Origin of the sequence: Spiribacter roseus (assembly GCF_002813635.1) — a bacterium.
GTDB lineage: Bacteria > Pseudomonadota > Gammaproteobacteria > Nitrococcales > Nitrococcaceae > Spiribacter > Spiribacter roseus.
Genome location: NZ_CP016382.1, coordinates 1,490,928 through 1,513,450, shown reverse-complemented (window position 1 = coordinate 1,513,450; position 22,523 = coordinate 1,490,928). Strand labels below are relative to the sequence as shown.

The following is a 22,523-nucleotide window of genomic DNA, read 5'->3' as shown; positions in this document are numbered from 1 at the left end:
ACGATGCGATTGAATACACTCCGCCCAGCGCCGGGCTCACGGCCCGACGCCGAGCGCGTTGGCCGGGGCGCAGGCTCCGGCATGGGCAAGACCGCGCGCCGTGGTCATAAAGGCCAGAAGTCCCGCAGTGGCGGCTTCCACAAGGTCGGGTTCGAGGGCGGCCAGATGCCGCTGCAGCGGCGGGTGCCGAAGGTCGGCTTCAACTCGCGGAAGGGGCAGTACGTCGCCGAGGTCCGGCTCCATGAGATCGGCCAGGTCGACGGCGACGAGGTCAGCCTCGACACCCTGCAGGCGGCGGGTGTCGTCCCGCGCAATGCCCGGGCGGCCAAGGTGGTCCTGTCCGGCGAGGTGCATCGGGCGCTGACGCTGCGCGGAGTCCGCGCCACCGCCGGCGCCAGGGCGGCCATCGAGAAAGCCGGCGGCAAGGTCGAGGTATAAGTGGCTGGCCCCTCCGCCAACGCGGGTGCCCTTGGAGGCATGGGCCGTCTGACGGAAGTCCGTCAGCGGCTGACCTTCGTGGTGATCGCCCTGGTGATCTATCGCCTCGGGGCGCACATCACGATACCCGGTATCGATCAGGGCGCACTGGCGGACATGTTCGAGCAGCAGTCGGGGACCATCCTCGACATGTTCAACATGTTCTCCGGCGGCGCGCTGGGACGGCTGTCGATTTTTGCTCTGGGGGTCATGCCCTATATCTCGGCATCGATCATCATGCAGCTGATGTCGGCGGTGGTGCCGTCACTCAAGCAGCTGCGCAGCGAAGGCGAGCAGGGTCGGCGCGTCATCACCAAGTACACGCGCTATGGAACGCTGGGGCTTGCCCTGTTCCAGGGGATCGGCATCACCGTCGCCCTGCAGAACCAGGGCGTGGTGCTCAGCCCGGGGCCGATGTTCGTGTTTGTGGGCACGACGACGCTGGTCACCGGCACGATGTTCCTGATGTGGCTGGGTGAGCAGATCACCGAACGCGGCATCGGCAATGGCATCTCGCTGATCATCTTTGCCGGCATCGTGGCCGGGCTGCCGTCGGCGCTGGGGGGTACGCTGGAGCTGACGCGCACCGGCGAGCTGGGCATACCCACAGTGCTGGTGCTCCTGCTGCTGGCGGTGGCGGTGATCTGGTTCATCGTGTTCATGGAACGCGGCCAGCGGCGGATCACCATCAACTACGCGCGGCGCCAGCAGGGTCGTAAGATGTACGCGGGGCAGACCAGTCATCTGCCGCTCAAGATCAACATGGCGGGTGTGATTCCGGCGATCTTCGCCTCCAGCATCATCCTGTTCCCGGCCACCATCGGTCAGTGGTTCGGGGAGATGGAGGGGCTGTCCTGGATGCAGCGGCTGGGTCAGACACTGAGCCCCGGGCAGCCCCTGTACATCGCCTTCTACGCCGCGGCGATCATCTTTTTCTGCTTTTTCTATACCGCGCTGGTGTTCAACGCCCGGGATACATCCGACAACCTGAAACGCTCCGGCGCTTTCATTCCCGGTGTGCGACCCGGTGAGCAGACTTCGCGGTATATCGACAAGGTGATGACGCGTCTGACATTGGTCGGCGCCGGGTACATTACAGCGGTGTGTCTGCTGCCCGAGTTCCTGATCCTCTACCTCAACGTGCCCTTCTATTTCGGGGGGACTTCGTTGCTGATCATCGTGGTGGTGGTGATGGACTTCATGTCGCAGCTGCAGGCCCATCTGGTATCGCATCAGTACGAACCACTGATGAAAAAAGCTAATCTGCAGGCGCATGGCCGTGGTGGCGGCAGCGGCCTGGCACGCTGAACAGGAAATTTGGAGACGGGACGATGAAAGTACGTGCCTCGGTTAAAAAGATCTGCCGCAACTGCAAGGTCATCAAGCGGGGCGGCACCGTGCGGGTGATCTGCACCTCCGATGCCCGCCACAAGCAGCGTCAGGGCTGATGGCGGCGCATATCTTGAATGCAAATGGGTGATCTGGTTATACTGCCGGGTTTCCGAGTGAAAAGAATAATCCTGGAGTAACGGCTCATGGCCCGTATTGCTGGCGTCAACATTCCCGCCAACAAACACGCAGTAATTGCGCTGACCTCGATCTACGGCATCGGCCGGACGCGGGCAGCGGACATCTGCAAGGCAGCGGATATCGCACCTGACCGCAAGGTTCGGGAGCTCACCGACGATGAGCTCGAGCGCGTGCGCGCTGTCGTCAATGAATATCCTGTCGAGGGCGATCTGCGTCGGCAGGTGGCCATGGACATCAAGCGACTGATGGACATGGGCTGCTACCGCGGCATCCGCCATCGGCGTGGCATGACAGTCCGCGGTCAGAGTACCCAGACGAACGCCCGGACCCGCAAGGGACCGCGTCGCGCCGTCACCCGTTAACGCAATAGCAGGACAGGTTTTAAATGGCCAAGCCAACCACCCGCACCCGTAAGCGCGTCAAGCGCACGGTTGTCGATGGCATCGCGCACGTCAACGCGAGCTTTAATAACACAGTGATCACGATCACCGACCGCCAAGGCAATGCACTGGCCTGGGCGAGCGCCGGCGGCAGTGGTTTCCGCGGGTCCCGCAAGAGCACACCGTTCGCGGCGCAGGTCGCCTCCGAGCGTGCCGGCGAGTCCGCCAAGGACTTCGGGCTCAAGAACCTCGAGGTGCGGGTCAAGGGGCCGGGCCCCGGTCGCGAGTCAGCCGTGCGCGCGCTGAACAACGTCGGCTACCGCATCACCAACATCGAAGACGTGACGCCCATTCCACACAACGGATGCCGTCCGCCCAAGAAGCGCCGCGTCTGACCAGGGGATTCTGAACATGGCACGTTACATTGGACCGACCTGCAAACTCGCCCGCCGCGAGGGGACAGATCTATACCTCAAGAGCGGGGTCCGCCCGCTCGACAGCAAGTGCAAGCTCGACACACCGCCGGGCCAGCACGGCCAGCGTCGCGGACGACTGTCGGACTATGGGCTGCAGCTGCGGGAAAAGCAGAAGGTTCGCCGTATGTATGGCGTGCTCGAAAAGCAGTTCCGCAAGTACTACAAGGAAGCCGACCGGCGTAAGGGCAACACCGGCGAGAATCTGCTGCAGCTGCTCGAGACGCGTCTCGACAACGTGGTCTACCGGCTCGGTTTTGCGGCCACGCGCGCCGAGGCGCGTCAGCTGGTGGCGCACCGGGCGGTTCTCCACAACGGGCGGACCACCAACGTGGCGTCGGCCGAGGTCAAGCCGGGAGACGAGATCGCGATCCGCGATCGGGCGCAGAAGCAGCTGCGTGTCCAGGCGGCCCTCGAGATGGCCCAGCAGAATGGCGTGCCGGAATGGCTCGAGGGCGACGCCAAGAATTTCAAGGGAACGCTGAAGCAGCGGCCGGAGCGTGCCGAGCTCGCCGCCGAGATCAACGAGTCCCTCATCGTCGAGCTTTATTCCAAGTAGTGACGCGGTCAGCGTCACTACCGATCAGGAGTGGTATTCATGCAGGGTCAGTTTAAGGACTTCCTTAAACCCCGGGTGGTTGAGGTGGATGCGGTCAGCGACAAGCGTGCCCGCATCATCCTTGAGCCGCTTGAGCGCGGTTTCGGACACACGCTGGGGAATGCGCTACGCCGGGTTCTTCTTTCTTCCATGCCGGGCTATGCGGTCACCGAGGTCGAGATCGACGGGGTGCTGCACGAGTACATGGCCGTGGATGGAGTGCAGGAAGATGTCGTCGACATCCTGCTCAACCTGAAAGGACTGGCGGTGCGGCTCTCCGGGCGTGAGCAGGCAACGCTTCGGCTCAGCAAGAAGGGGCCTGGGACGGTAACCGCCGCCGACATCGCCGAGGAGTCCAACGTCGAGGTCAAGAATCCCGAGCTGGTGATCTGCAATCTCACCAAGGCCGGTGAGATCAATATGTCGATCACGGTGGCCAGCGGTCGGGGCTACGAGCCCGCCACGGCACGTGATCCCGAGGAAGAGCGCACCATCGGCCGGCTGGCCGTGGACGCGACCTACAGCCCGGTCCGGCGTGTGGCCTACAACGTCGAGAGCGCACGTGTCGAACAGCGGACGGACCTGGATAAACTGGTCATGGACGTCGAGACCAGTGGCGTGATCGAACCCGAGGAAGCAGTGCGCCTCGCGGCGGGCGTCCTGCGCGACCAGATGTCGGTGTTCGTCGACCTCGAGGGCGGCGAAGGCGCGGATCAGCCGCGACGTAAGGAGCCGGAGGTTGATCCGGTCCTGCTGCGGCCGATTGACGATCTCGAGCTGACGGTGCGGTCCGCCAACTGCCTGAAGGCAGAGGACATCCACTACGTCGGTGATCTGGTTCAGCGCACCGAGGTGGAATTGCTCAAGACGCCGAATCTGGGCAAGAAATCACTCAACGAAATCAAGGAAGTCCTTGCACAGAACGGGCTTCAACTCGGTATGCGTCTTGAGGGCTGGCCGCCGGCGAGCCTCGAGAACGGCAACCGGGCCATGGGTTAAGGGGATAGACAGATGCGTCATCGCAAAGCCGGACGAAAACTGAATCGGAACAGTTCCCACCGTCAGGCCATGTTTCGCAACATGTCGGCGTCGCTGTTCGAGCATGAGGCCATCCGCACCACGCTGCCGAAGGCCAAGGAACTGCGTCGCATCGCCGAGCCGCTTATCACGCTGGCGGGCAATGACACCACCGCCAACCGGCGTCTGGCGTTTTCGCGGCTGCGTAACAAGGCCATCGTCAGCAAGCTGTTTGACGAGCTGGGCCCGCGGTATCGTGAGCGCCCCGGGGGTTACCTGCGGATCCTGAAGGCCGGGTACCGGGCCGGTGACAACGCGCCCATGGCATTCGTCGAGCTGGTGGACCGGCCGGTGGTCGAGGCCGAGGAAGAGCGCGAGGACGTCGCCTGACGCGGGCGCCCGCCTGATCGAAGGCCATTGGGCCGTCGTTGCAGAAAAGCCGCCAGCAGGCGGCTTTTTTGTGGGCATCCGTCCTGTGCGTAGGGTGCGCGATGCAGTTCTGCTAGACTGCCGCGTTAAATGCTGATGGAGGAGTCCCATGAAGACACCTGTACGTGTAGCGGTCACCGGCGCCGCCGGCCAGATCGGTTATAGCCTTCTGTTTCGCATCGCCTCGGGCGACATGCTGGGGCCGGATCAGCCGGTGATCCTGCAGCTGCTCGAGGTTCCACCCGCGATGGACGCGGTGCAGGGCGTCATCATGGAACTCGATGACTGCGCATTCCCGCTTGTGGCTGGGCTCCAGGCCAGCGATAAGCCAGAGGAGGCGTTTAAGGACGCCGACTACATCATGCTGGTGGGCGCCAAGCCCCGCGGCCCGGGCATGGAGCGCAAGGACCTGCTCGAGGCCAATGCGGCGATCTTCTCGACCCAGGGCCAGGCAATGAATGCCGTGGCGAGTCGTAACGTCCGTGTTCTGGCGGTGGGCAATCCGGCCAACACCAATGCCCTGATCGCCCGGCATAACGCCCCGGATCTGGATCCGCGCTGCTTCACGGCGATGACCCGGCTGGACCACAACCGCGCCCTGGCGCAGCTCGCCAACCGGACTGGCCGCCATGTCACCGACATTGAACGGCTCACGGTCTGGGGCAATCACTCGGCCACTCAATACCCCGATGTCAGCCATGCGCGGGTGGACGGCAAACCCGCCATGGAGTGGGTGGACCAGGGCTGGCTCGAGGAAAGCTTCATCCCGACCGTGCAGCAGCGCGGCGCCGCCATCATCAAGGCGCGCGGACAGTCGAGTGCGGCCTCGGCGGCCAGCGCCGCCATCGATCACATGCGTGACTGGACGCTGGGCACCTCAGGCGACGACTGGGTGAGCATGGCCATTCCCTCCGACGGCAGCTACGGCATCGCCGAGGGGCTGATCTACTCGTTTCCGGTGCGCTGCGTCGAAGGCCGGTACGAGATCGTCCAGGGTCTGCTGATTGATGAGTTCTCGCAGGCGCGCATGAATGCCACGGAGCAGGAACTGATCGAAGAGCGGGACGCGGTCAAGCACCTGCTTCCGTGATGCCGTTGGCGAGCATCGCCGCCAGGTAGCGGCCGGTATGGGATGCCGGCTCGGCGGCGACCGCCTCCGGCGTCCCGGTCGCGACAATACGACCGCCACCGCTTCCGCCCTCGGGCCCCAGATCCAGCAGCCAGTCGCAGGTCTTGATGACGTCGAGATTGTGCTCGATGACCACCAGGGTGTTGCCCTCGTCGCGCAGCCGATGCAGGACCTCGAGCAACTGCGCGATGTCGTGAAAGTGCAGGCCCGTGGTGGGCTCGTCGAGGATATAGAGCGTCTGCCCGGTGCTCTGCCGGGCAAGTTCACGGGCCAGTTTGATGCGCTGGGCCTCGCCGCCCGATAGCGTGACCGCGTTCTGCCCGAGCTTGACGTAACCCAGCCCAACCTCCTCGAGGGTGCGCAGCTTGCGCGCGAGGGCCGGAATGTTGGCGAACAGTTCCAGCGCCTCACTGACGCTCATTTCCAGCACATCGGCGATGGTATGGCCGCGATAGCGTATCTCCAGGGTCTCGCGGTTATAGCGGGCCCCCCGGCAGGTATCGCAGGGCACATAGACATCCGGCAGGAAGTGCATCGCGACGCGGATCACGCCATCCCCCTGGCAGGCCTCGCAGCGCCCGCCGCGGACATTGAAGCTGAATCGGCCCGGACCGTAGCCGCGGGAGCGGGCCTCGGAAGTGGCGGCGAACAGCTCGCGCATGGGCGTGAAAAGCCCGGTATAGGTGGCGGGATTGGAGCGCGGTGTCCGGCCGATCGGGCTCTGATCGATCTCCACGACCTTGTCGAAATGCTCCAGCCCGTCGATGGCCTCGCAGGGTGCCGGTGTGGCGTCGGCCCGATTGAGTGCGGCGGCCGCGGCCGGGTAGAGGGTGCTGTTGACCAGTGTCGATTTGCCCGAGCCCGAAACGCCGGTGACCCCGACCATCAGCCCCGCGGGGAAATCCGCGTCCACCGCCTGCAGGTTATGGCCGCGGGCGCCGCGGATGCGGATCATGCGTGCTGGGTCGGGCACCGTCCGTTGCGTCGGTACGGCGATGTGCCGGCGCCCGGCCAGATAGTCGCCGGTGAGCGAGCCGTCGGAGGCCATCAGTGCCGTGGCCGTGCCGGCGGCGACGACCGCGCCGCCCTCGTGGCCGGCACCCGGGCCCATATCGATGATGTGGTCCGCGGCACGAATGGCGTCCTCATCGTGCTCGACCACGATCACGGTATTGTCGAGATCACGCAGATGGCGGAGTGTCTCGAGCAGGCGATGGTTGTCGCGCTGGTGCAGCCCGATGGACGGTTCATCGAGCACATACATCACCCCCACCAGGCCGGCGCCGATCTGACTGGCCAGGCGGATCCGCTGGGCTTCACCGCCGGACAGGGTGTCAGCGCTTCGCTCAAGGCTCAGGTAGTCGAGGCCGACGTTGATCAGAAACCGCAGCCGCTGGCCGATCTCGCGCAGAATGCTCTCGGCGATGGTAGCGCGCGCGCCGGTCAGATCCAGGGCCGCCATTGCCTCGGCGGCGCCGGCGATGGACAGGGCATTGATCCCGGCCAGGTCCCGACCGCCCACGGTGACGTGGCGGGCGGCGGCGTTAAGGCGGCTGCCCCCGCAGTCGGGGCAGGTGCGGCGGGTGAGGAACCGGGCCAGTTCATCGCGCACGGCGGTGGATTCGGTTTCGCGATAACGCCGCGCCATGTTGTGAATGATGCCCTCGAAGGGGTGCTCGCTGACCTGAGCGTTGCCGCGCCGTGCGCCGGCATAGTGGAAGCGGATCGGCGTATCGCCACTGCCGTACAGGAGAATGTCGTGGAGGTCGGCGGGCAGGGCCTGCCAGGGCGTGTCGATGTCAAAGCCGTAGTGTGCGGCCAGATCATTGAGGATCTGGGCATAGTAGGCATTACGTCGGTCCCAGCCACGAATGGCCCCGCCGGCCAGCGACAGTTCGGGGTGGGCGACCACCCGGGCCGGATCGATGAACTGCTCCACCCCCAGACCGTCACAGCTCGGGCAGGCCCCCTGGGGGTTGTTGAACGAAAAAAGCCGGGGTTCGAGCTCAGCAATGGCATAACCACACTCGGGACAGGCATAGCGGGCCGAAAACACGATCGACGGCGCCTCGGGATCGTCCATATCGGCGAGTTCGGCCACGTCCTCTCCCAGCGCCAGACAGGTCTCGAGGGAATCCGCCAGTCGCACCGCCAGATCCGGGCGGATCCGGAACCGGTCCACCACCACATCGATGCGATGGGGCGCCTGAGGATCAAGCGCGGGCACCTCATCCAGGTCCACCACCTGACCATCCACCCGGGCGCGCACAAAGCCCTGGTTGCGAAGGTCGGCGAACACCTCGCGATGCTCGCCGCGGCGTCCCCGGATGCGGGGTGCGAGCAGCATATAGCGGCGGTCGTCGGGCTGGGCGAGGATCTGGTCGACCATCTCGCTGACCGTCTGGGCCTGCAGGGCATGCCCATGGGTGGGGCAGTGCGGTGTCCCGGCGCGGGCAAACAGCAGACGCAGGTAGTCGTGGATCTCGGTGGCGGTCCCCACCGTCGAGCGCGGATTATGCGAGGTTGATTTCTGCTCGATGGCGATCGCCGGCGACAGGCCCTCGATGTGATCAACGTCGGGCTTGTCCATCATCGAGAGAAACTGCCGGGCATAGGCCGACAGCGATTCGACATAGCGGCGTTGGCCCTCGGCGTAGAGGGTGTCAAACGCCAGCGATGACTTGCCCGATCCGGACAGACCGGTGATGACGATCAGCTGGCCGCGCGGGAGCTTGAGGTGAAGGTCACGCAGGTTGTGCGTGCGGGCCCCCTCAATGACGATCGAATCCATGGGCTTCCTGTATCAGACAATTTGATAGTATAGCGCGCCAGTACTTACCTGACCGACAGGGGAAAGCGTGCACCGCACAAAGCCATCCAGCGCCGGGGCGATGAACGGCGCGGAACGCCGGGCGACCGCCGGGCTGGCCACCATCTTCGGCCTGCGAATGCTGGGATTGTTCCTGATCCTGCCGGTGTTCGCGCTCTACGGCTCGCAGCTTGACGGCGCGACGCCGGCGTTGATCGGCCTCGCCATTGGTGCCTACGGCCTCACCCAGGCCATCCTCCAGATCCCCTTTGGCATGCTGTCGGACCGGATCGGACGGCGTCCGGTCATCGTGTTCGGGTTGCTGATCTTCGCCGTCGGCAGCGGGGTGGCGGCCGAGGCCGAGACCATTCACGGGGTCATCCTGGGCCGCGCGCTGCAGGGTTGTGGGGCGATTGCCGCGGCGGTGATGGCACTGGCCGCCGATCTGACCCGCGACCGTCAGCGCACCAAGGCCATGGCACTGATCGGTATCAGCGTGGGCGCGGCCTTCATGATTGCCCTGGTGGCGGGACCGGCGATTGCCGGTCAGGCGGGGCTTGGCGGGGTGTTCTGGGCTACCGCCGGGTTTGCGCTGCTGGCAGTGGCGCTGCTCTACGGACTGGTCCCCGCCGGCGGTGAGGCCACGTTCCGGCCCGAGGTCAATGCCCGCGCCGGCGGTCTGCCCGTGGTGTTGCGCAACCCTGACCTGCTGCGGCTCGACCTGGGTGTGCTGGTGCTGCATCTGATTCTTACCGCCAGTTTCGTGGTGCTGCCCGTGGTGCTCGAGTCACGCCTCGGTATCGCCGGTGATGACCACTGGATGGTGTATATCCCGGTGCTGTTGCTCTCGGTGCTGGGCATGGGCGCGATGATCAGTATCGGTGAGCGGCGCCGCATTCTGCATCGGCTGCTGGCGGTGGTCGCCGTGATCGTGATCGTCGCCGACCTGGTGCTGGCCGGTTTCAGTCATTCCCTGCCGGCGTTTCTGCTGGGGTTGTGGCTGTTCTTTGTGGGCTTCAACACCCTCGAGGCCAGCCTGCCCTCGCTGCTGACCCGGTTCGCCCCCGAGGGGCTGCGGGGCACAGCGCTGGGGGTGTACTCCACGGCCCAGTTCATGGGGGCCTTTCTTGGCGGTGTGCTCGGCGGCGCGATCCAGGGCGCCTATGGCACTGCCGCGGTATTCATTTTCTGCGCACTGGCGGCCGGGGTCTGGCTGATGGCCGCCATTGGCCTGAGCGCACCGGCGTCGTATCGCGAGGCCGCAACCACTGAAACGGAGACGACATGACGGACCTGATCCCGCCCTACGGCGGCACACTCAAGGACTTGAGACTGGATGACACCACCGCGCAGGCCCGCCGGGCCGCTGCCGCGGATTATCCCAGCTGGGATCTCACCGATCGCCAGCTGTGTGACCTTGAGCTCCTGGCCAATGGCGGGTTCTCACCGCTTGAGGGCTTCATGGGGCAGGCGGACTATGAGGGCGTGGTCAATGACATGCGCCTGGCCGATGGCACCCTCTGGCCCATGCCAGTCACGCTGGATGTCAGCGAGGCATTCGCCGAAACCCTCGGCGCCGGTGCGCGCGTCGCCCTGCGCGACCCCGAGGGGGTCATTCTGGCGATCCTGACCGTCGACGACATCTGGCGCCCCGATCGCGAGCATGAGGCCGAGCAGGTGTTCGGGAGCCGCGATGCGGCCCACCCGGCCGTGTACTGGCTGCGCGAGCACAGTCACCCGGTGTATGTCGGTGGCCGCGTGGAGGCGCTGGACCTGCCGGGGCACTACGATTTCACGCATCTGCGCCTGACCCCCGCCGAACTGCGCGAGCGCTTCCGGCGCGATGGCTGGCGCCGCGTCGTCGCCTTTCAGACCCGCAACCCGATGCACCGGGCCCATGTCGAACTGACCTTCCTCGCCGCCCGCCAGGCCGAGGCCAATCTGCTGATCCACCCGGTGGTGGGCATGACCAAGCCCGGTGATGTCGATCACTACTCGCGGGTGCGCTGCTATGAGCATGTGCTGCACAAATATCCCGAGCAGACCACCGCGCTGTCGCTGCTGCCGCTCGCGATGCGCATGGGCGGCCCCCGCGAGGCGGTCTGGCACGCGATCATCCGCCGCAACTACGGCTGCACCCACCTGATCGTCGGCCGCGATCATGCCGGCCCCGGCAAGGACAGCAACGGCGAGGAACTCTACGGCCCCTACGACGCCCAGGATATGGTGACCCGCCACGCCGACGAGCTGGGTATCCAGATGGTGCCTTTCCGGATGATGGTCTATGTGCAGGAGCGTGCCGGCTACGCCCCCATCGACGAGGTCGACGAGGCGACGGAAACGGTGATGAACATCTCCGGGACCGAGTTCCGTCGGCGCATGCGCGAGGGCCTGGAGATCCCGGACTGGTTCGGCTATCCCGAGGTGGTCGAGGAGCTGCGCAAGACCTATCCGCCCCGGGCCCGCCAGGGCTTTACGCTGTTCTTCACCGGGTTGTCGGGGTCGGGTAAGTCGACCATCGCCAATGCCGTCATGGTCAAGCTCATGGAGCGTGGGGGACGGCCGGTGACGCTGCTCGACGGCGACCGGGTGCGCAAGCATCTGTCCAGCGAACTGGGGTTCTCGAAGGCGCACCGCGACCTGAACATCCGCCGGATCGGGTTTGTCGCCAGCGAGATCACCCGCAATGGCGGTGCCGCCATCTGCGCCCCCATCGCGCCCTATGCGGCCACCCGCGATGCTGTACGGGAAATGGTGGAGTCGGCCAATGGCGGGTTCCTTGAAATCCACGTCGCCACGCCCCTCGAGGAGTGTGAGCGCCGCGATCGCAAGGGGCTCTATGCCCAGGCCCGGGCAGGCCGGATCACCGGCTTTACCGGCATTGACGATCCCTACGAAGCGCCCGAGACGCCGGAGCTGCGGATCGACACCACCGACTGCAGTGTCGAGGAGGCCGCCCAGCAGGTCCTGCTCAAGATCGAGGCGATGGGTTTCATCGATCTGGAGTGACCGGTTGTCGGTCGCCATTTGGTTGGCCGTCATGAACGGGTAGAGTGGAGACACATGGCGGGCGTCCAACCGGGCCCGCTTCATCAGTCAACGGAGGCAGTCATGGCGCGTGGAGTCAACAAAGTCATTCTCATCGGTAATCTCGGCGCCGATCCCGAGGTCCGCTACTCAGCTGCCGGCAGCGCCATCACCAATGTACGGCTGGCGACCACCGATCAGTGGAAGGATCGCCAGACCGGCGAGCAGCAGGAAAAAACCGAGTGGCATCGCATCGTGTTCTTCGGACGCCTGGCCGAGATCGCGGGTGAGTACCTGAAAAAGGGCTCGAAGATCTTCATCGAGGGCCGCCTGCAGACCCGCAAATGGCAGGGCCAGGACGGTCAGGACAAGTACACGACGGAAATCGTGGCCAACGACATGCAGATGCTCGATGGCGCCGGCGGTGGCGGCATGGGCGGTGGTGCCGGCGGCGGCATGAAGCAGTCCGCGCCCGCAGCAAGCCAGGAGCCGGCCCCACAGACCGCTCCGGTGGATGATTTCGACGACGACATCCCGTTTTGAGTCTTCCGCACGTGGCAGTCGACAACGCGAAACTCGGTTCCCGACTCAATCTGAAACAGACTTCTGATTTGCGCTCAAATTCGCTCGCATGGGTGAAGGATGGGTGTGTCCTATTGCTCGTGTAGCCGTATCCTTTTGGATACTGTCAGTTTATGATCGAGGTGAGGACAACGGAAGTCTTCGCCGACTGGCTCAAGCGCCTTCGAGATCCGCAGGGGAAAGCCGCCGTGTTGCGCCGGGTCGAGCGGATCGGGCAAGGCAATCCGGGTGATACAAAGCCAGTCGGTGGTGGTGTTAGGGAGATGCGGATTCCGACGGGGCCCGGCTATCGAGTCTATTATGTATTGCGCGGTGCAACGGTCTTTGTCTTGCTGTGCGCCGGCGACAAGTCCAGCCAGTCACGCGATATCGAACAAGCGCAGGCACTGGCTAGAGAGGTCTGAGCCATGACCACTACACGGCTGTTCGATCCTGCGGAGTTCCTCGATGACGAGACAGTGATCGCGCATTATCTGTCTCAGACGTTGGCTGAGGGCGACACCGACGAGGTGCTTGAGGCGATCAATCACGTCGCGCGGGCGCGCGGCATGAGCGAGATCGCTGAGCAGAGTGGCCTCGGCCGCGAGAGTCTGTACAAGGCGCTGCGTCCTGGCGCCCAGCCGCGCTTCGACACGATTGCGCGTGTGCTTTGGGCGCTCGGTGTGCGTCTGGAGACGCGGCCCGTGCATGAGCAGCCCTTGGCCCTCGACGAGGCAGAAGCGCCCACTGGTGCGCGTTCCGGAGACGCGTGATCAGTCTCGCGGATCGCTATTGCGATTGCTCACCGAGCGCCGTCAGCGCTTCGCTGACCGACGCGACGATCGCCCGGCTGTCGCTGCCATACTGCTCAGGATGGAGCGGCTCGCCGATCCGGATCCGAATCACCCCGTGACTCGGGATCAGCTGGCCGACGGGTAGCACTGTCTCCGTCCCCTCAATCCACACGGGCACGACGGGGACGGGATGCGCGGCCAAGAGCAGGCCGATGCCCGGCCGCAGGGGCTGCAGGGCTTCGTCCGTCCCGCGTTGCCCTTCCGGGAACCACACCAGGGAGTGACCGCGTTGCAGTGCCGCCGCCGCCAGGGCCAGGCTGCGCTGTGGTGCCGCACCGGGGTCGATCGGCAGAATCCGGGCGACATGGCTAAAAGTGCGGCGCAGGGCCGATGAGAACAGCAGCCCGGTCCACCCCGCCCAGAACAACGGCTCCATCTGCCGGCGGGTCAGGTTCTCGGTGAGGGCGATGGGGTCATAGGCGCTGACATGCCGCGGGGTGATCAGGAATGGGCCGTCCTGCGGCCATTCCCCTTCCACCTCGATCCGGGCGAAGCGTCGATTGAGCTGCCGGCAGGCGCCCAGGGCCAGCCGGGCCGTGGCGTAGCGTAGTGGACCGCGGGGTGTGAGCAGGCGGGTTGATGATTCATCGAGCAGCGCCTCGGGGTCGGCCAGCTGCTTGGTCAGGGTTGCCGGTGCCTGTCCCTCGGCGGCGAGTGCCGCTGGATCGGCGTGGATCACTTCCTGGAGGAGGTCGCGAACGGTTTCCACCCGGCCAATCGCGGCATCATCGAGTTCGATACCGACCTGATCACGCAGCGCCAGTCCCAGGTCCATCCATCCCAGCGAGTCGAGTCCCAGATCCTGATGGAGTCGGCTGTCCGGGGTCAGGCGCCGGTTCGCGAAGCGGCCGGCCAGGTATCGCCAGGTTGCCAGCGCGGCTTCATCGGCGAGCAGCGCCTGGTCTTCGGGTGCCATGGCCTCAGTGTCGATGGGCGTCTGGCGTATCTCTGGCTGATCGCCACCGAGACGCTCGAAAAGGCGCGCCAGGTGGGGACGGCGCAGCTTGCCGAGGCGGGTCCGGGGCAGGGGATCGGCACTCAGGCGGACCTCGCCGATCGCATGATGGGCGGGCAGATCAGTGCGGGCCGCCCGCAGCGCCGCATCGATCCGTGCCTGCCGTGTCTCCTCGCGATCATCCGTGTCGGCGGCAACGATCACCGCGGCGAGCCGGCCGTCGTGTGTCAGCACACCCGCCTCGCGGATGGCTGGTTGTGCGTTCAATACCCGCTCGATGCGCTCGGGGTCGATGTTCTCGCCGCCCGTCAGCACCAGGGTGGACGACAGTCGCCCGCTGAGGTGCAGGTAGCCATCGCTGTCAATCCGGCCGCCATCCCCGGTGCGGAACCAGCCCTCGGCGTCAAAGCTCTCGGCATTGCTCACGGCGCCATGCCAGTAACCGGCGAAGACGTTGGGGCCACGGGCGCGTACCTCGCCGTCGACAATGCGCAGTGACACGCCGGGCAGGGGCCGACCGGCGGTCTCGAGGCGCGCCTCTCCCGGGGCGTTGAGGGTCAGGATCGGCGCTGTTTCGGTCAGCCCATAGCCGCTCGCCAGGGTCCAGCCCAGCCCCTGCAGGCGTCGGGCGATGACCGGATCGAGGGCCGCACCGCCATTCACGGCCAGGCGTAATGCTGGCGCCAGACGCTTCATCACCGGTCGGAACAGCCAGCGCCCCAACGGCCAGCCAAGCCGTGACTGGAGCCGCTCGCTCAACCCGACGGCGGCATGAAAGAGCCGCTGCCGCCAGGGCCGCCGACCGCCGAGGCGTTCCTCGAGTCGACTCCACAGCGCTTCGTAGAGCCGCGGCACACCCAGCAGGATGGTCGCCCGGCCCGCCCGCAGCGCCTCGGCAATACGCGGGCCCACCAGGGATCGTGGCAGGATCAGCGTCGCGCCAACGCCGAGCACCGTCAGCAGCCCCACGCTGAACGGATAGACATGGTGCAGGGGCAGGGGCAGCAGCACCCGATCGGCCGACCCGGCGATACGGGCCTCAAGCAGGGCACGGACATTACTGACCAGGTTGGCGTGGGTGAGCGGCACCCCCTTCGGCGGCCCGGTGGTGCCCGAGGTGTAGAACAGCGTGGCGGTATCCCCGGCGGCGGGCTCGTCCCGCGGCGCCGGCGCCGTCGGGGCATCATCGGGCACCGTCAGGTCCAGCGAATCGAGCTCGATGATGGGCGCGGCGGTGGGGGAATCCGGCAGCGCGGGGCGTAGGGCCCGGGTGATGTAGATCCGCGCGGGATCGGCGTCGGTGATCACATGGGCCAGGTCATCGTGGCTCATCTGGGCATCCACCGGCACCAGTACCGCACCGTGGATCAGCGTGGCGAGGGCGATGACGATCCACTCGATGCTGTTGGGGGCCTGGATCAGAACCCGGTCGCCGCGGCCCAGTCCGGCGTCCCCCAGGCTCCGCGCATGGGCCTCAGCCATGGCCAGAAGGCGATCGTAGTCAACGGATACCGGCCCGGTGGCGGTGTAGGCGATTACCGCGGGCTGTTGTGCCGTCCCCGGTGTCGCCCGGATGAGGGCGGGGATCGTCAGGCCTTCGGCGTTGCCGTCCATCTCAGCGCAGTCCCCGGTAAACGGCATGATCGGCGAGGGCCAGCATCTCGGTGTCGCCATCGGTATCGCCATAGGCATGGATGGGATGGTAATCGGCCGGGTCGAGCAGTGACTGCAGGCGCACGACTTTCTCGGCCCCGCGGCAGTTGGGACCGTCCAGTTCGCCGGTGAGGCGGCCGTTGCGGCGCTCGAGCTCGGTGGCGAGCAGTTCGATGCCCAGCGAATCCGTCCACGGCTGGATCCACTCGCGGACCGACGCCGAGATGACGATGACGCGATGCCCGGCCTGGCGATGCCAGTTCAGCCGCTGCCGGGCCTGGGGCCGGAGCAGGCGGTCCAGATGGTTGAGCGCATAATCCCGGCCCAGCGCCTGGAACGCCTCGTCGGTCATTCCCGCAAAAAAGTGCCGCAGCAGGTCGACCTTGGCCCGGTCGCGATGCACCACGCCCAGCGGCACGCCAAGCAGTGGCGGGGCCAGGCTGATGCCGGCGCGCAGGCAGCGACCCAGGCCGAACTGGTGATAGAGCAGATCACTCAGCGTATCGCGTCGGGTCAGTGTGCCATCCAGGTCGAACAGCGCCAGCGGGCGGGGTTGGGTCATGACGGTTTCCCTGCGAATGGAACGGGCATTCTGCCGGCACTCTGGTGCGAATGTACATTCGCCATGGCCACGGCTGGTCAGCGCGGCGCCGGGTGGGTAAAGTCTGGAGGCTTTCAGATCGACGCCGAGCCAAAGGAGCACATGCCATGGCAACCCCGCACATCAGTGCCGAACCGGGCGACTTTGCCGAAACCGTCCTCATGCCGGGCGACCCCCTGCGGGCAAAAGTGATTGCCGACCATTACCTCGAAGACGTGAAGACGGTGACCGACACCCGCAATATGCTCGGGTTCACCGGCCGCTATGGCGACACGCCGGTGTCGGTCATGGGCTCGGGCATGGGGATCCCCTCGATGTCGATCTACGCCTTCGAGCTCTACACCCAGTACAACGTCGAGAAGATCATCCGTGTGGGGACCTGCGGCGGGATCAGCCCGACGGTCAAGGTGCGCGACATCATCGTGGCGATGGGCGCGTCCACCGACTCGAGCGTCAACCGCACCCGGCTCGCCGGCGACGACTTCGCCGCCATCGCCGATTACGGCCTGCTCGAGGCCACCGTCAACGCGGCCCGCAAGGCGGGCATTGCCCCGCAGGTGGGCAATGTCTTTTCTTCGGAGCTTTTCTACAATCCGCGCGCCAATTTCTTCGACACGCTGAAGGCCCACGGCATTCTGGCCGTGGAGATGGAAGCGGCCGGGCTCTACGGCGTGGCCGCCGAGACCGGCAAACGGGCGGTCAGCGTGCTCACGGTCAGCGATCATGTCGTGAGCGGCACATCGACCAGCGCCGATGAGCGCCAGAACAGTTTTCACGAAATGATGCAGGTGGCGCTGGAAGCCGCCGCCAACGCGCACTGACGCCAGCGGAGGGCAGGGATGCGAGTCAGTATTTTCGGGACCGGCTATGTGGGGCTTGTGACCGGCGCCTGCTTTGCCGAGGTGGGCAATGATGTCATCTGCGTGGACGTCAATGCCGATAAGATCGAGCAGCTCAACCGCGGTGAAATGCCCATCTACGAGCCGGGGCTTGAGTCGATGGTGGCGCGCAACCGCGCCGAGGGACGGCTGCAGTTCACCACCGACGCCCAGGCGGCGGTGCAGCACGGTGAGTTCCAGTTCATTGCGGTGGGGACGCCGCCGGATGAGGATGGCTCGGCCGATCTGCGGCATGTGCTGTCCGTGGCCGACACCATCGCGACGTGGATGGATGACGAGCGGGTGATTGTCGATAAGTCGACGGTCCCGGTGGGCACGGCGGATCGGGTCCGCGAGGCGGTGGACCGTCGCCTGCGCGAGCGCGGCGCCCGGGTGCCGTACGCGGTGGTCTCGAACCCCGAGTTCCTGAAGGAAGGCGCGGCCATCGACGACTTCATGAAGCCCGAGCGGGTCATCGTCGGCTGCGATGATGCGGTGGCGCGGGAGAAGCTGCACAGCCTCTACGCGCCGTTCAACCGCAACCACGACCGCCTGATCAGCATGGATGTGCGCTCCGCCGAGCTGACCAAGTACGCCGCCAACGCGATGCTCGCCACCAAGATCAGCTTCATGAACGAGCTCGCCAACATCGCCGACCGGGTCGGGGCGGATATCGAGCGCGTGCGGATCGGTATCGGCGCCGATCCCCGGATCGGCTATCACTTCATCTACCCCGGCGCCGGATACGGTGGATCGTGCTTTCCCAAGGATGTGCAGGCGCTGGCCCGGACGGCCCATGACGTCGATTATGTCCCGCAGTTGCTGCAGGCGGTGGAAGAGGTCAATGATCGTCAGAAGCACTACCTGTTCAATCGCCTGCGCGAGCATTTCGGTGGCGATCTGGCCGGGCGCCGCTTCGCGCTCTGGGGGCTTGCCTTCAAGCCCAACACCGATGACATGCGCGAGGCCGCCAGCCGTCGCCTGATGGAGTCCTTGTGGGAGGCCGGCGCCGCGGTGCAGGCCTTCGACCCCAAGGCCATGGACGAGGCGCGGCGGCTGTACGGCGACCGCCCGGGTTTCACGCTCTGCGACAGCCCCGAAGCGGTGCTGGAGGGCTGCGACGCATTGGTCATCCTGACCGAGTGGAATCAGTTCCGGAGCCCGGATTTTGATCTCATCCGCGCCCGCCTGAACGAGCCGGTGATCGTCGACGGCCGGAATCTCTACGATCCGGCGGTGCTGGCGGGGCTCGGATTTCATTACTACGCCATCGGGCGTCCGCCGGTGGTCCCCGGAAACGCAGGAGAATTGGCGTGAGTGATCGGACAACCCCACTGCCGGTCCATCCGGTCATCCTGTCGGGCGGCGTCGGTTCGCGGCTCTGGCCGCTGTCGCGCGAGGCCTATCCCAAGCAGTTCCTGGATGTCGCCGCCGGTGGTCGGACACTGGTCCAGCAGACCCTGGAGCGGCTGGTCGATCTGCCGGGGCTGGCCGCGCCCATGGTGGTCTGCAACCAGGCGCATCGCTTTCTCGTGGCCGAGCAGCTGCGTGACAGCCCGCTGGGCACCGCCCGTATCCTGCTCGAGCCGGTGGGCCGCAATACCGCGCCCGCGGTGGCCGTGGCCGCGCTGCAGGCCCTGCAGGCCAGTGACGATGCCATTCTCGCGGTGTTTCCGGCGGACCACCTGGTGGCGCAGCCGGCCCACCTGCGTGAGGCGGTGACCCAGGCCATCGAGGCCGCCCATGCCGGCGGGCTGGTGACCTTTGGCGTGGTCCCCCACCGACCTGAGACGGGCTATGGCTACATCGAGGCCGGCGAGACCGTGGGGGGCGGCCCGGCCCGCGCCGTGCGCCAATTCGTCGAAAAGCCCGATGCCGAGACCGCGCGGGCCTACCTCGACAGCGGACGGTTCTACTGGAACTCGGGCATGTTCGTCATGCGCGCGTCGGCCTATCTGCAGGCCCTCCGGACCCACGCCCCGGCCATTCTCGAGGCCTGCGAGGCGGCGGTGGCCGGGGCCGAGCAGGACATGGATTTTGTCCGCCTGGACGCGGCCGCCTTCGAGCGCTGTCCGGCCGAGTCCATCGACTATGCGGTCATGGAGCCCACTGACGCGGCCGTCACGCTGGCGCTGGATGCCGGCTGGAGTGATCTGGGCTCGTGGGCGACGCTGATGGAGGCCGCCGAGCGGGATGCGGCCGGTAACGCCCTGATGGGGGATGTCCTGGCCCGTGACAGCCACAACAATTACGTGCGGGCCGAAAGCCGGCTGGTCGCCACCGTCGGACTCGAGGACCATGTGGTGGTCGAGACCGCCGACTCAGTGCTGGTGGCGCCGCGCGGCCAGGTGCATGCGGTCAAGGGCATTGTCGAGCAGCTGCGGGCGGATGGTCGGTCCGAGGCGCTCGAACATCGTGAGGTCCACCGTCCCTGGGGCAGCTACGAGGGGTTGGTGCGGGCGGCGCGCTTTCAGGTCAAGCGCATCATCGTCCATCCCGGCTCGCGGCTGTCGCTGCAGATGCATCACCACCGCGCCGAGCACTGGGTGGTCGTTCAGGGCACAGCCCGTGTGACCCGCGGTGATGAGGAGTTCCTGCTGGGCGAGGATCAGTCCACTTACATCCCGCTGGGGACCGTCCACCGGTTGGAGAACCCCGGCATGATCCCGCTCGAGCTGGTGGAAGTGCAGTCCGGCAGCTATCTGGGCGAGGACGACATCGTGCGCATTGAGGATCGGTATGGGCGCTAGTATTCTGCCCCCATGACACAACGAGTATACGTGCGGACTCACGGCTGCCAGATGAACGAGTACGATTCCATCAAGATGGTGGATGTGCTGGCGGCCGAAGGCGATTATGAGCGGGTCAGGACGCCGGAAGAGGCGGATGTGATCCTGCTGAATACCTGTTCGATCCGCGAGAAGGCCCAGGAGAAGGTGTTCTCCGAGCTTGGGCGCTGGCGGGCACTGAAAGACGACCACCCGGATCTGCTGATCGGCGTGGGCGGATGTGTCGCCAGTCAGGAGGGGGCCGCCATCGTCGAGCGTGCGCCCTACGTCGACATGGTGTTCGGTCCGCAGACCCTTCATCGCCTGCCGGACATGGTCACTCGGGCCCGCGAGAGTCGACGGGCGGTGGTGGATGTCAGCTTCCCCGAAATCGAGAAGTTCGACCGGCTGCCCGAGGCCCGGGCGGAGGGTCCCACGGCCTTTGTCTCGATCATGGAGGGCTGCAGCAAGTACTGCAGTTTCTGCGTGGTGCCCTACACCCGCGGCGAGGAGATCAGCCGCCCGTTCGACGACGTGCTCGCGGAATGCGCCGAGCTGGCCGAGCAGGGGGTGCGCGAGGTCACTCTGCTGGGGCAGAACGTCAATGGCTATGCGGCCGAGGGTCCCATGGGCGAGGCCGCGGACCTGGCGCTGCTGATCCATTACATCGCCGCCATCGACGGCATCGATCGCATCCGTTTCACCACCTCGCATCCGCTCGACTTCAACCAGGCGCTGGTGGATGCCTATGCCGAGGTCCCGGAGCTGGTCAATCATCTGCATCTGCCGGTCCAGAGCGGCTCCGATAATGTCCTGGCGCTGATGAAGCGCAATCACGGCCGTGATCACTTCCTCGATCTGGTGACGCGGCTGCGGGCCGCGCGCCCCGACATCACCCTGTCGTCGGATTTCATCATCGGCTTCCCCGGCGAGATGGATCGCGATTTTGAAGACACCATGGATCTGGTCGAGCAGGTCGGGTTCGACCAGTCGTTCAGTTTCATTTTCTCGCGGCGCCCGGGAACACCCGCCGCGCAATTGCCCGATGCCACCCCGCCGGAAGCCAAGAAGGCACGGCTCAAGCGCCTGCAGGCACGCCTTGACGAGAATGCCCGGGCGATCAGCGAAGCCATGGTCGGGCGGGTCGAGTCGGTGCTGGTGGATGGTCTTTCGCGCAAGGATTCCAACGAGATCAAGGGCCGCACGCAGAACAACCGGGTGGTCAACTTCCCGGGCAATCCGCGGCTGATCGGCCGCTTCGTCCAGGTGCGCATCACCGAGGCACTGGCCCATTCGCTGCGCGGCGAGCTGGTGGATATCGACACGCAGCTTGAACCGGATCTGGCCGCGGTGGAGTCAGCTTGATCGGGCGAGGCACGGCCGAGGCAGTGGACTTTACCCTGACACCGGCGGACAACGACCGGTTGGCCAATCTCTGCGGGCAGTTCGATGAAAATCTGCGTCAGCTCGAACGCCGTCTGGGTGTGGAGATCGAGAACCGCGGCCATCGCTTTCGCATCATCGGCGACGAGGCGGCCACTGATGTGGCCCGGGATGTGGTGCGGGCGCTCTATCGTCAGACACCCCGTGAGTCCATTGGCGCCGAGCATGTGCACCTGCAGCTGCGCAGCGCCGAGGCGGAGGCCGAAGACACCCCGCCGGCGGCAGCCGGTGATCAGCCGACCCCTGATGGGCCCGTGGATGACGATGTCTCCATCCCCACCCGCAAGGGGCTGATCCGGGGGCGCGGCCCCAATCAGCGCGGCTATCTGGCCGCCATTCAGCGCTGCGATCTGACCTTTGGGATCGGACCGGCGGGCACCGGCAAGACCTATCTGGCCGTGGCCTGCGCGGTGGAAGCGCTGCAGCAGGACCGGGTCGAGCGGCTGGTGCTGGTCCGCCCGGCGGTCGAGGCGGGCGAGCGACTGGGGTTCCTGCCCGGCGATCTGGCGCAGAAGGTGGATCCCTATCTGCGGCCGCTGTATGACGCGCTGTTCGAAATGCTCGGCTTTGAGCGGGTCAATAAGCTGATCGAGCGCAACGTCATCGAGGTCGCGCCGCTGGCCTATATGCGCGGGCGGACGCTGAACGGCGCGTTCATCATCCTCGACGAGGCGCAGAACACCACGGTCGAGCAGATGAAGATGTTCCTCACGCGCCTCGGCTTTGGCTCCACCGCCGTGGTCACCGGCGATGTCACCCAGATCGACCTGCCCGCCGGCAAGACCTCGGGGCTGCGGGATGCCGTGGACGTGCTCCATGAGGTCGAGGGGGTCAGTTTCACCTTCTTCAACGCCCGCGATGTCGTCCGCCACGATCTGGTGCAGCGCATCGTGCGCGCCTACGATCGCCATACCGACGATTCAAGCAACGACTGACCCGTC

General features: G+C 65.9%; 22 protein-coding genes. 19 read left to right on the top strand and 3 right to left on the bottom strand.

Features of this window, described 5'->3' with window-relative positions; genetic code table 11:
* Positions 1-3 precede the first annotated feature (3 nt).
* The 9 genes from rplO to BBH56_RS07390 all read left to right on the top strand — a co-directional run bounded on the left by rplO (position 4) and on the right by BBH56_RS07390 (position 5,994).
* Complete coding sequence (gene rplO, locus BBH56_RS07430; RefSeq protein ID WP_069134056.1) at positions 4-438, top strand: 50S ribosomal protein L15; 435 nt, start codon at positions 4-6, stop codon at positions 436-438.
* A gap of 39 nt (positions 439-477) precedes the next feature.
* A complete protein-coding gene (gene secY / locus BBH56_RS07425; RefSeq protein ID WP_148122430.1) occupies positions 478-1,785 on the top strand; it encodes a preprotein translocase subunit SecY in 1,308 nt (435 codons plus the stop codon).
* A gap of 23 nt (positions 1,786-1,808) precedes the next feature.
* Complete coding sequence (rpmJ, locus tag BBH56_RS07420) at positions 1,809-1,925, top strand: 50S ribosomal protein L36 (RefSeq protein WP_069134058.1); 117 nt, start codon at positions 1,809-1,811, stop codon at positions 1,923-1,925.
* Positions 1,926-2,012: 87 nt separating this feature from the next.
* A complete protein-coding gene (rpsM, locus tag BBH56_RS07415) occupies positions 2,013-2,369 on the top strand; it encodes a 30S ribosomal protein S13 (protein ID WP_069134059.1) in 357 nt (118 codons plus the stop codon).
* 23 nt (positions 2,370-2,392) lie between these two features.
* Positions 2,393-2,782, top strand: coding sequence for a 30S ribosomal protein S11 (rpsK, locus tag BBH56_RS07410; RefSeq protein ID WP_069134060.1), 390 nt, complete (start codon positions 2,393-2,395; stop codon positions 2,780-2,782).
* 16 nt (positions 2,783-2,798) lie between these two features.
* A complete protein-coding gene (gene rpsD, locus BBH56_RS07405; RefSeq protein WP_069134061.1) occupies positions 2,799-3,419 on the top strand; it encodes a 30S ribosomal protein S4 in 621 nt (206 codons plus the stop codon).
* 39 nt (positions 3,420-3,458) lie between these two features.
* Positions 3,459-4,457 (top strand): DNA-directed RNA polymerase subunit alpha, encoded by a 999-nt coding sequence (locus BBH56_RS07400; protein ID WP_069134062.1) that lies wholly within the window; start codon positions 3,459-3,461, stop codon positions 4,455-4,457.
* 12 nt (positions 4,458-4,469) lie between these two features.
* On the top strand, positions 4,470-4,865 hold the full coding sequence (gene rplQ / locus BBH56_RS07395; protein ID WP_069134063.1) for a 50S ribosomal protein L17: 396 nt from the start codon (positions 4,470-4,472) through the stop codon (positions 4,863-4,865).
* 148 nt (positions 4,866-5,013) lie between these two features.
* A complete protein-coding gene (locus tag BBH56_RS07390) occupies positions 5,014-5,994 on the top strand; it encodes a malate dehydrogenase (protein ID WP_069134064.1) in 981 nt (326 codons plus the stop codon).
* On the opposite strand, the gene uvrA is transcribed toward BBH56_RS07390, so the two are convergent.
* Entirely contained in the window at positions 5,975-8,824 is a 2,850-nt protein-coding gene (gene uvrA, locus BBH56_RS07385; RefSeq protein WP_148122429.1) for an excinuclease ABC subunit UvrA, read from the bottom strand. The genes BBH56_RS07390 and uvrA overlap by 20 nt on opposite strands.
* Positions 8,825-8,891: 67 nt before the next feature.
* Here uvrA and BBH56_RS07380 point away from each other — a divergent pair, with 67 nt between their 5' ends.
* The 5 genes from BBH56_RS07380 (at position 8,892) to BBH56_RS07360 (ending at position 13,203) form a co-directional block, all read left to right on the top strand.
* Positions 8,892-10,130, top strand: coding sequence for an MFS transporter (locus tag BBH56_RS07380; RefSeq protein ID WP_318262524.1), 1,239 nt, complete (start codon positions 8,892-8,894; stop codon positions 10,128-10,130).
* Positions 10,127-11,851 carry a bifunctional sulfate adenylyltransferase/adenylylsulfate kinase gene (locus BBH56_RS07375; protein WP_148122427.1) on the top strand — a complete coding sequence of 575 codons (1,725 nt, stop codon included), beginning with the start codon at positions 10,127-10,129 and terminating at the stop codon, positions 11,849-11,851. The genes BBH56_RS07380 and BBH56_RS07375 overlap by 4 nt, the downstream gene beginning before the upstream one ends.
* Before the next feature lie 102 nt (positions 11,852-11,953).
* The gene (gene ssb, locus BBH56_RS07370) at positions 11,954-12,412 is read left to right on the top strand and encodes a single-stranded DNA-binding protein (protein WP_144347969.1); all 459 of its coding nucleotides are present in this window, start codon (positions 11,954-11,956) and stop codon (positions 12,410-12,412) included.
* A 152-nt stretch (positions 12,413-12,564) separates the two neighbouring features.
* Positions 12,565-12,855, top strand: a complete 291-nt coding sequence (locus BBH56_RS07365; RefSeq protein ID WP_148122426.1) for a type II toxin-antitoxin system RelE/ParE family toxin — start codon at positions 12,565-12,567, stop codon at positions 12,853-12,855.
* 3 nt (positions 12,856-12,858) lie between these two features.
* The gene (locus tag BBH56_RS07360) at positions 12,859-13,203 is read left to right on the top strand and encodes an addiction module antidote protein (protein WP_148122425.1); all 345 of its coding nucleotides are present in this window, start codon (positions 12,859-12,861) and stop codon (positions 13,201-13,203) included.
* Between the two features lie 16 nt (positions 13,204-13,219).
* Here BBH56_RS07360 and BBH56_RS07355 read toward each other — a convergent pair whose 3' ends face one another.
* Together BBH56_RS07355 and BBH56_RS07350 are read right to left on the bottom strand one after the other, a co-directional pair.
* Positions 13,220-15,853 carry an AMP-binding protein gene (locus BBH56_RS07355; RefSeq protein ID WP_148122424.1) on the bottom strand — a complete coding sequence of 878 codons (2,634 nt, stop codon included), beginning with the start codon at positions 15,851-15,853 and terminating at the stop codon, positions 13,220-13,222.
* A 1-nt stretch (position 15,854) separates the two neighbouring features.
* Complete coding sequence (locus BBH56_RS07350) at positions 15,855-16,454, bottom strand: HAD family hydrolase (protein ID WP_148122423.1); 600 nt, start codon at positions 16,452-16,454, stop codon at positions 15,855-15,857.
* 146 nt (positions 16,455-16,600) lie between these two features.
* Here BBH56_RS07350 and deoD point away from each other — a divergent pair, with 146 nt between their 5' ends.
* Genes deoD through BBH56_RS07325 form a run of 5 tightly spaced genes read left to right on the top strand, consistent with a single transcriptional unit; the run spans position 16,601 to position 22,517 of the window.
* On the top strand, positions 16,601-17,314 hold the full coding sequence (gene deoD, locus BBH56_RS07345) for a purine-nucleoside phosphorylase (RefSeq protein WP_069134072.1): 714 nt from the start codon (positions 16,601-16,603) through the stop codon (positions 17,312-17,314).
* 18 nt (positions 17,315-17,332) lie between these two features.
* Positions 17,333-18,688 carry a UDP-glucose dehydrogenase family protein gene (locus tag BBH56_RS07340; protein ID WP_148122422.1) on the top strand — a complete coding sequence of 452 codons (1,356 nt, stop codon included), beginning with the start codon at positions 17,333-17,335 and terminating at the stop codon, positions 18,686-18,688.
* Positions 18,685-20,121 (top strand): mannose-1-phosphate guanylyltransferase/mannose-6-phosphate isomerase, encoded by a 1,437-nt coding sequence (locus BBH56_RS07335; protein ID WP_318262522.1) that lies wholly within the window; start codon positions 18,685-18,687, stop codon positions 20,119-20,121. Before BBH56_RS07340 ends, BBH56_RS07335 begins: the two co-directional genes overlap by 4 nt.
* Before the next feature lie 12 nt (positions 20,122-20,133).
* Positions 20,134-21,504 carry a tRNA (N6-isopentenyl adenosine(37)-C2)-methylthiotransferase MiaB gene (gene miaB / locus BBH56_RS07330; RefSeq protein WP_144347973.1) on the top strand — a complete coding sequence of 457 codons (1,371 nt, stop codon included), beginning with the start codon at positions 20,134-20,136 and terminating at the stop codon, positions 21,502-21,504.
* Positions 21,501-22,517, top strand: coding sequence for a PhoH family protein (locus tag BBH56_RS07325; RefSeq protein ID WP_235011849.1), 1,017 nt, complete (start codon positions 21,501-21,503; stop codon positions 22,515-22,517). Before miaB ends, BBH56_RS07325 begins: the two co-directional genes overlap by 4 nt.
* Positions 22,518-22,523: the final 6 nt, after the last annotated feature.

What these genes read in the sequence shown, in the direction of transcription:
- BBH56_RS07340 (WP_148122422.1), top strand. Translation starts at nt 17,333, where the DNA reads ATGCGAGTCAGTATTTTCGGGACCGGCTATGTGGGGCTTGTGACCGGC.
- ssb (WP_144347969.1), top strand. Translation starts at nt 11,954, where the DNA reads ATGGCGCGTGGAGTCAACAAAGTCATTCTCATCGGTAATCTCGGCGCC.
- deoD (WP_069134072.1), top strand. Translation starts at nt 16,601, where the DNA reads ATGGCAACCCCGCACATCAGTGCCGAACCGGGCGACTTTGCCGAAACC.
- miaB (WP_144347973.1), top strand. Translation starts at nt 20,134, where the DNA reads ATGACACAACGAGTATACGTGCGGACTCACGGCTGCCAGATGAACGAG.
- BBH56_RS07365 (WP_148122426.1), top strand. Translation starts at nt 12,565, where the DNA reads ATGATCGAGGTGAGGACAACGGAAGTCTTCGCCGACTGGCTCAAGCGC.
- rplQ (WP_069134063.1), top strand. Translation starts at nt 4,470, where the DNA reads ATGCGTCATCGCAAAGCCGGACGAAAACTGAATCGGAACAGTTCCCAC.
- rpmJ (WP_069134058.1), top strand. Translation starts at nt 1,809, where the DNA reads ATGAAAGTACGTGCCTCGGTTAAAAAGATCTGCCGCAACTGCAAGGTC.
- rplO (WP_069134056.1), top strand. Translation starts at nt 4, where the DNA reads ATGCGATTGAATACACTCCGCCCAGCGCCGGGCTCACGGCCCGACGCC.
- BBH56_RS07355 (WP_148122424.1), bottom strand. Translation starts at nt 15,853, where the DNA reads ATGGACGGCAACGCCGAAGGCCTGACGATCCCCGCCCTCATCCGGGCG.
- BBH56_RS07400 (WP_069134062.1), top strand. Translation starts at nt 3,459, where the DNA reads ATGCAGGGTCAGTTTAAGGACTTCCTTAAACCCCGGGTGGTTGAGGTG.
- BBH56_RS07350 (WP_148122423.1), bottom strand. Translation starts at nt 16,454, where the DNA reads ATGACCCAACCCCGCCCGCTGGCGCTGTTCGACCTGGATGGCACACTG.
- BBH56_RS07390 (WP_069134064.1), top strand. Translation starts at nt 5,014, where the DNA reads ATGAAGACACCTGTACGTGTAGCGGTCACCGGCGCCGCCGGCCAGATC.
- rpsD (WP_069134061.1), top strand. Translation starts at nt 2,799, where the DNA reads ATGGCACGTTACATTGGACCGACCTGCAAACTCGCCCGCCGCGAGGGG.
- BBH56_RS07375 (WP_148122427.1), top strand. Translation starts at nt 10,127, where the DNA reads ATGACGGACCTGATCCCGCCCTACGGCGGCACACTCAAGGACTTGAGA.
- uvrA (WP_148122429.1), bottom strand. Translation starts at nt 8,824, where the DNA reads ATGGATTCGATCGTCATTGAGGGGGCCCGCACGCACAACCTGCGTGAC.
- secY (WP_148122430.1), top strand. Translation starts at nt 478, where the DNA reads ATGGGCCGTCTGACGGAAGTCCGTCAGCGGCTGACCTTCGTGGTGATC.
- BBH56_RS07360 (WP_148122425.1), top strand. Translation starts at nt 12,859, where the DNA reads ATGACCACTACACGGCTGTTCGATCCTGCGGAGTTCCTCGATGACGAG.
- rpsK (WP_069134060.1), top strand. Translation starts at nt 2,393, where the DNA reads ATGGCCAAGCCAACCACCCGCACCCGTAAGCGCGTCAAGCGCACGGTT.
- rpsM (WP_069134059.1), top strand. Translation starts at nt 2,013, where the DNA reads ATGGCCCGTATTGCTGGCGTCAACATTCCCGCCAACAAACACGCAGTA.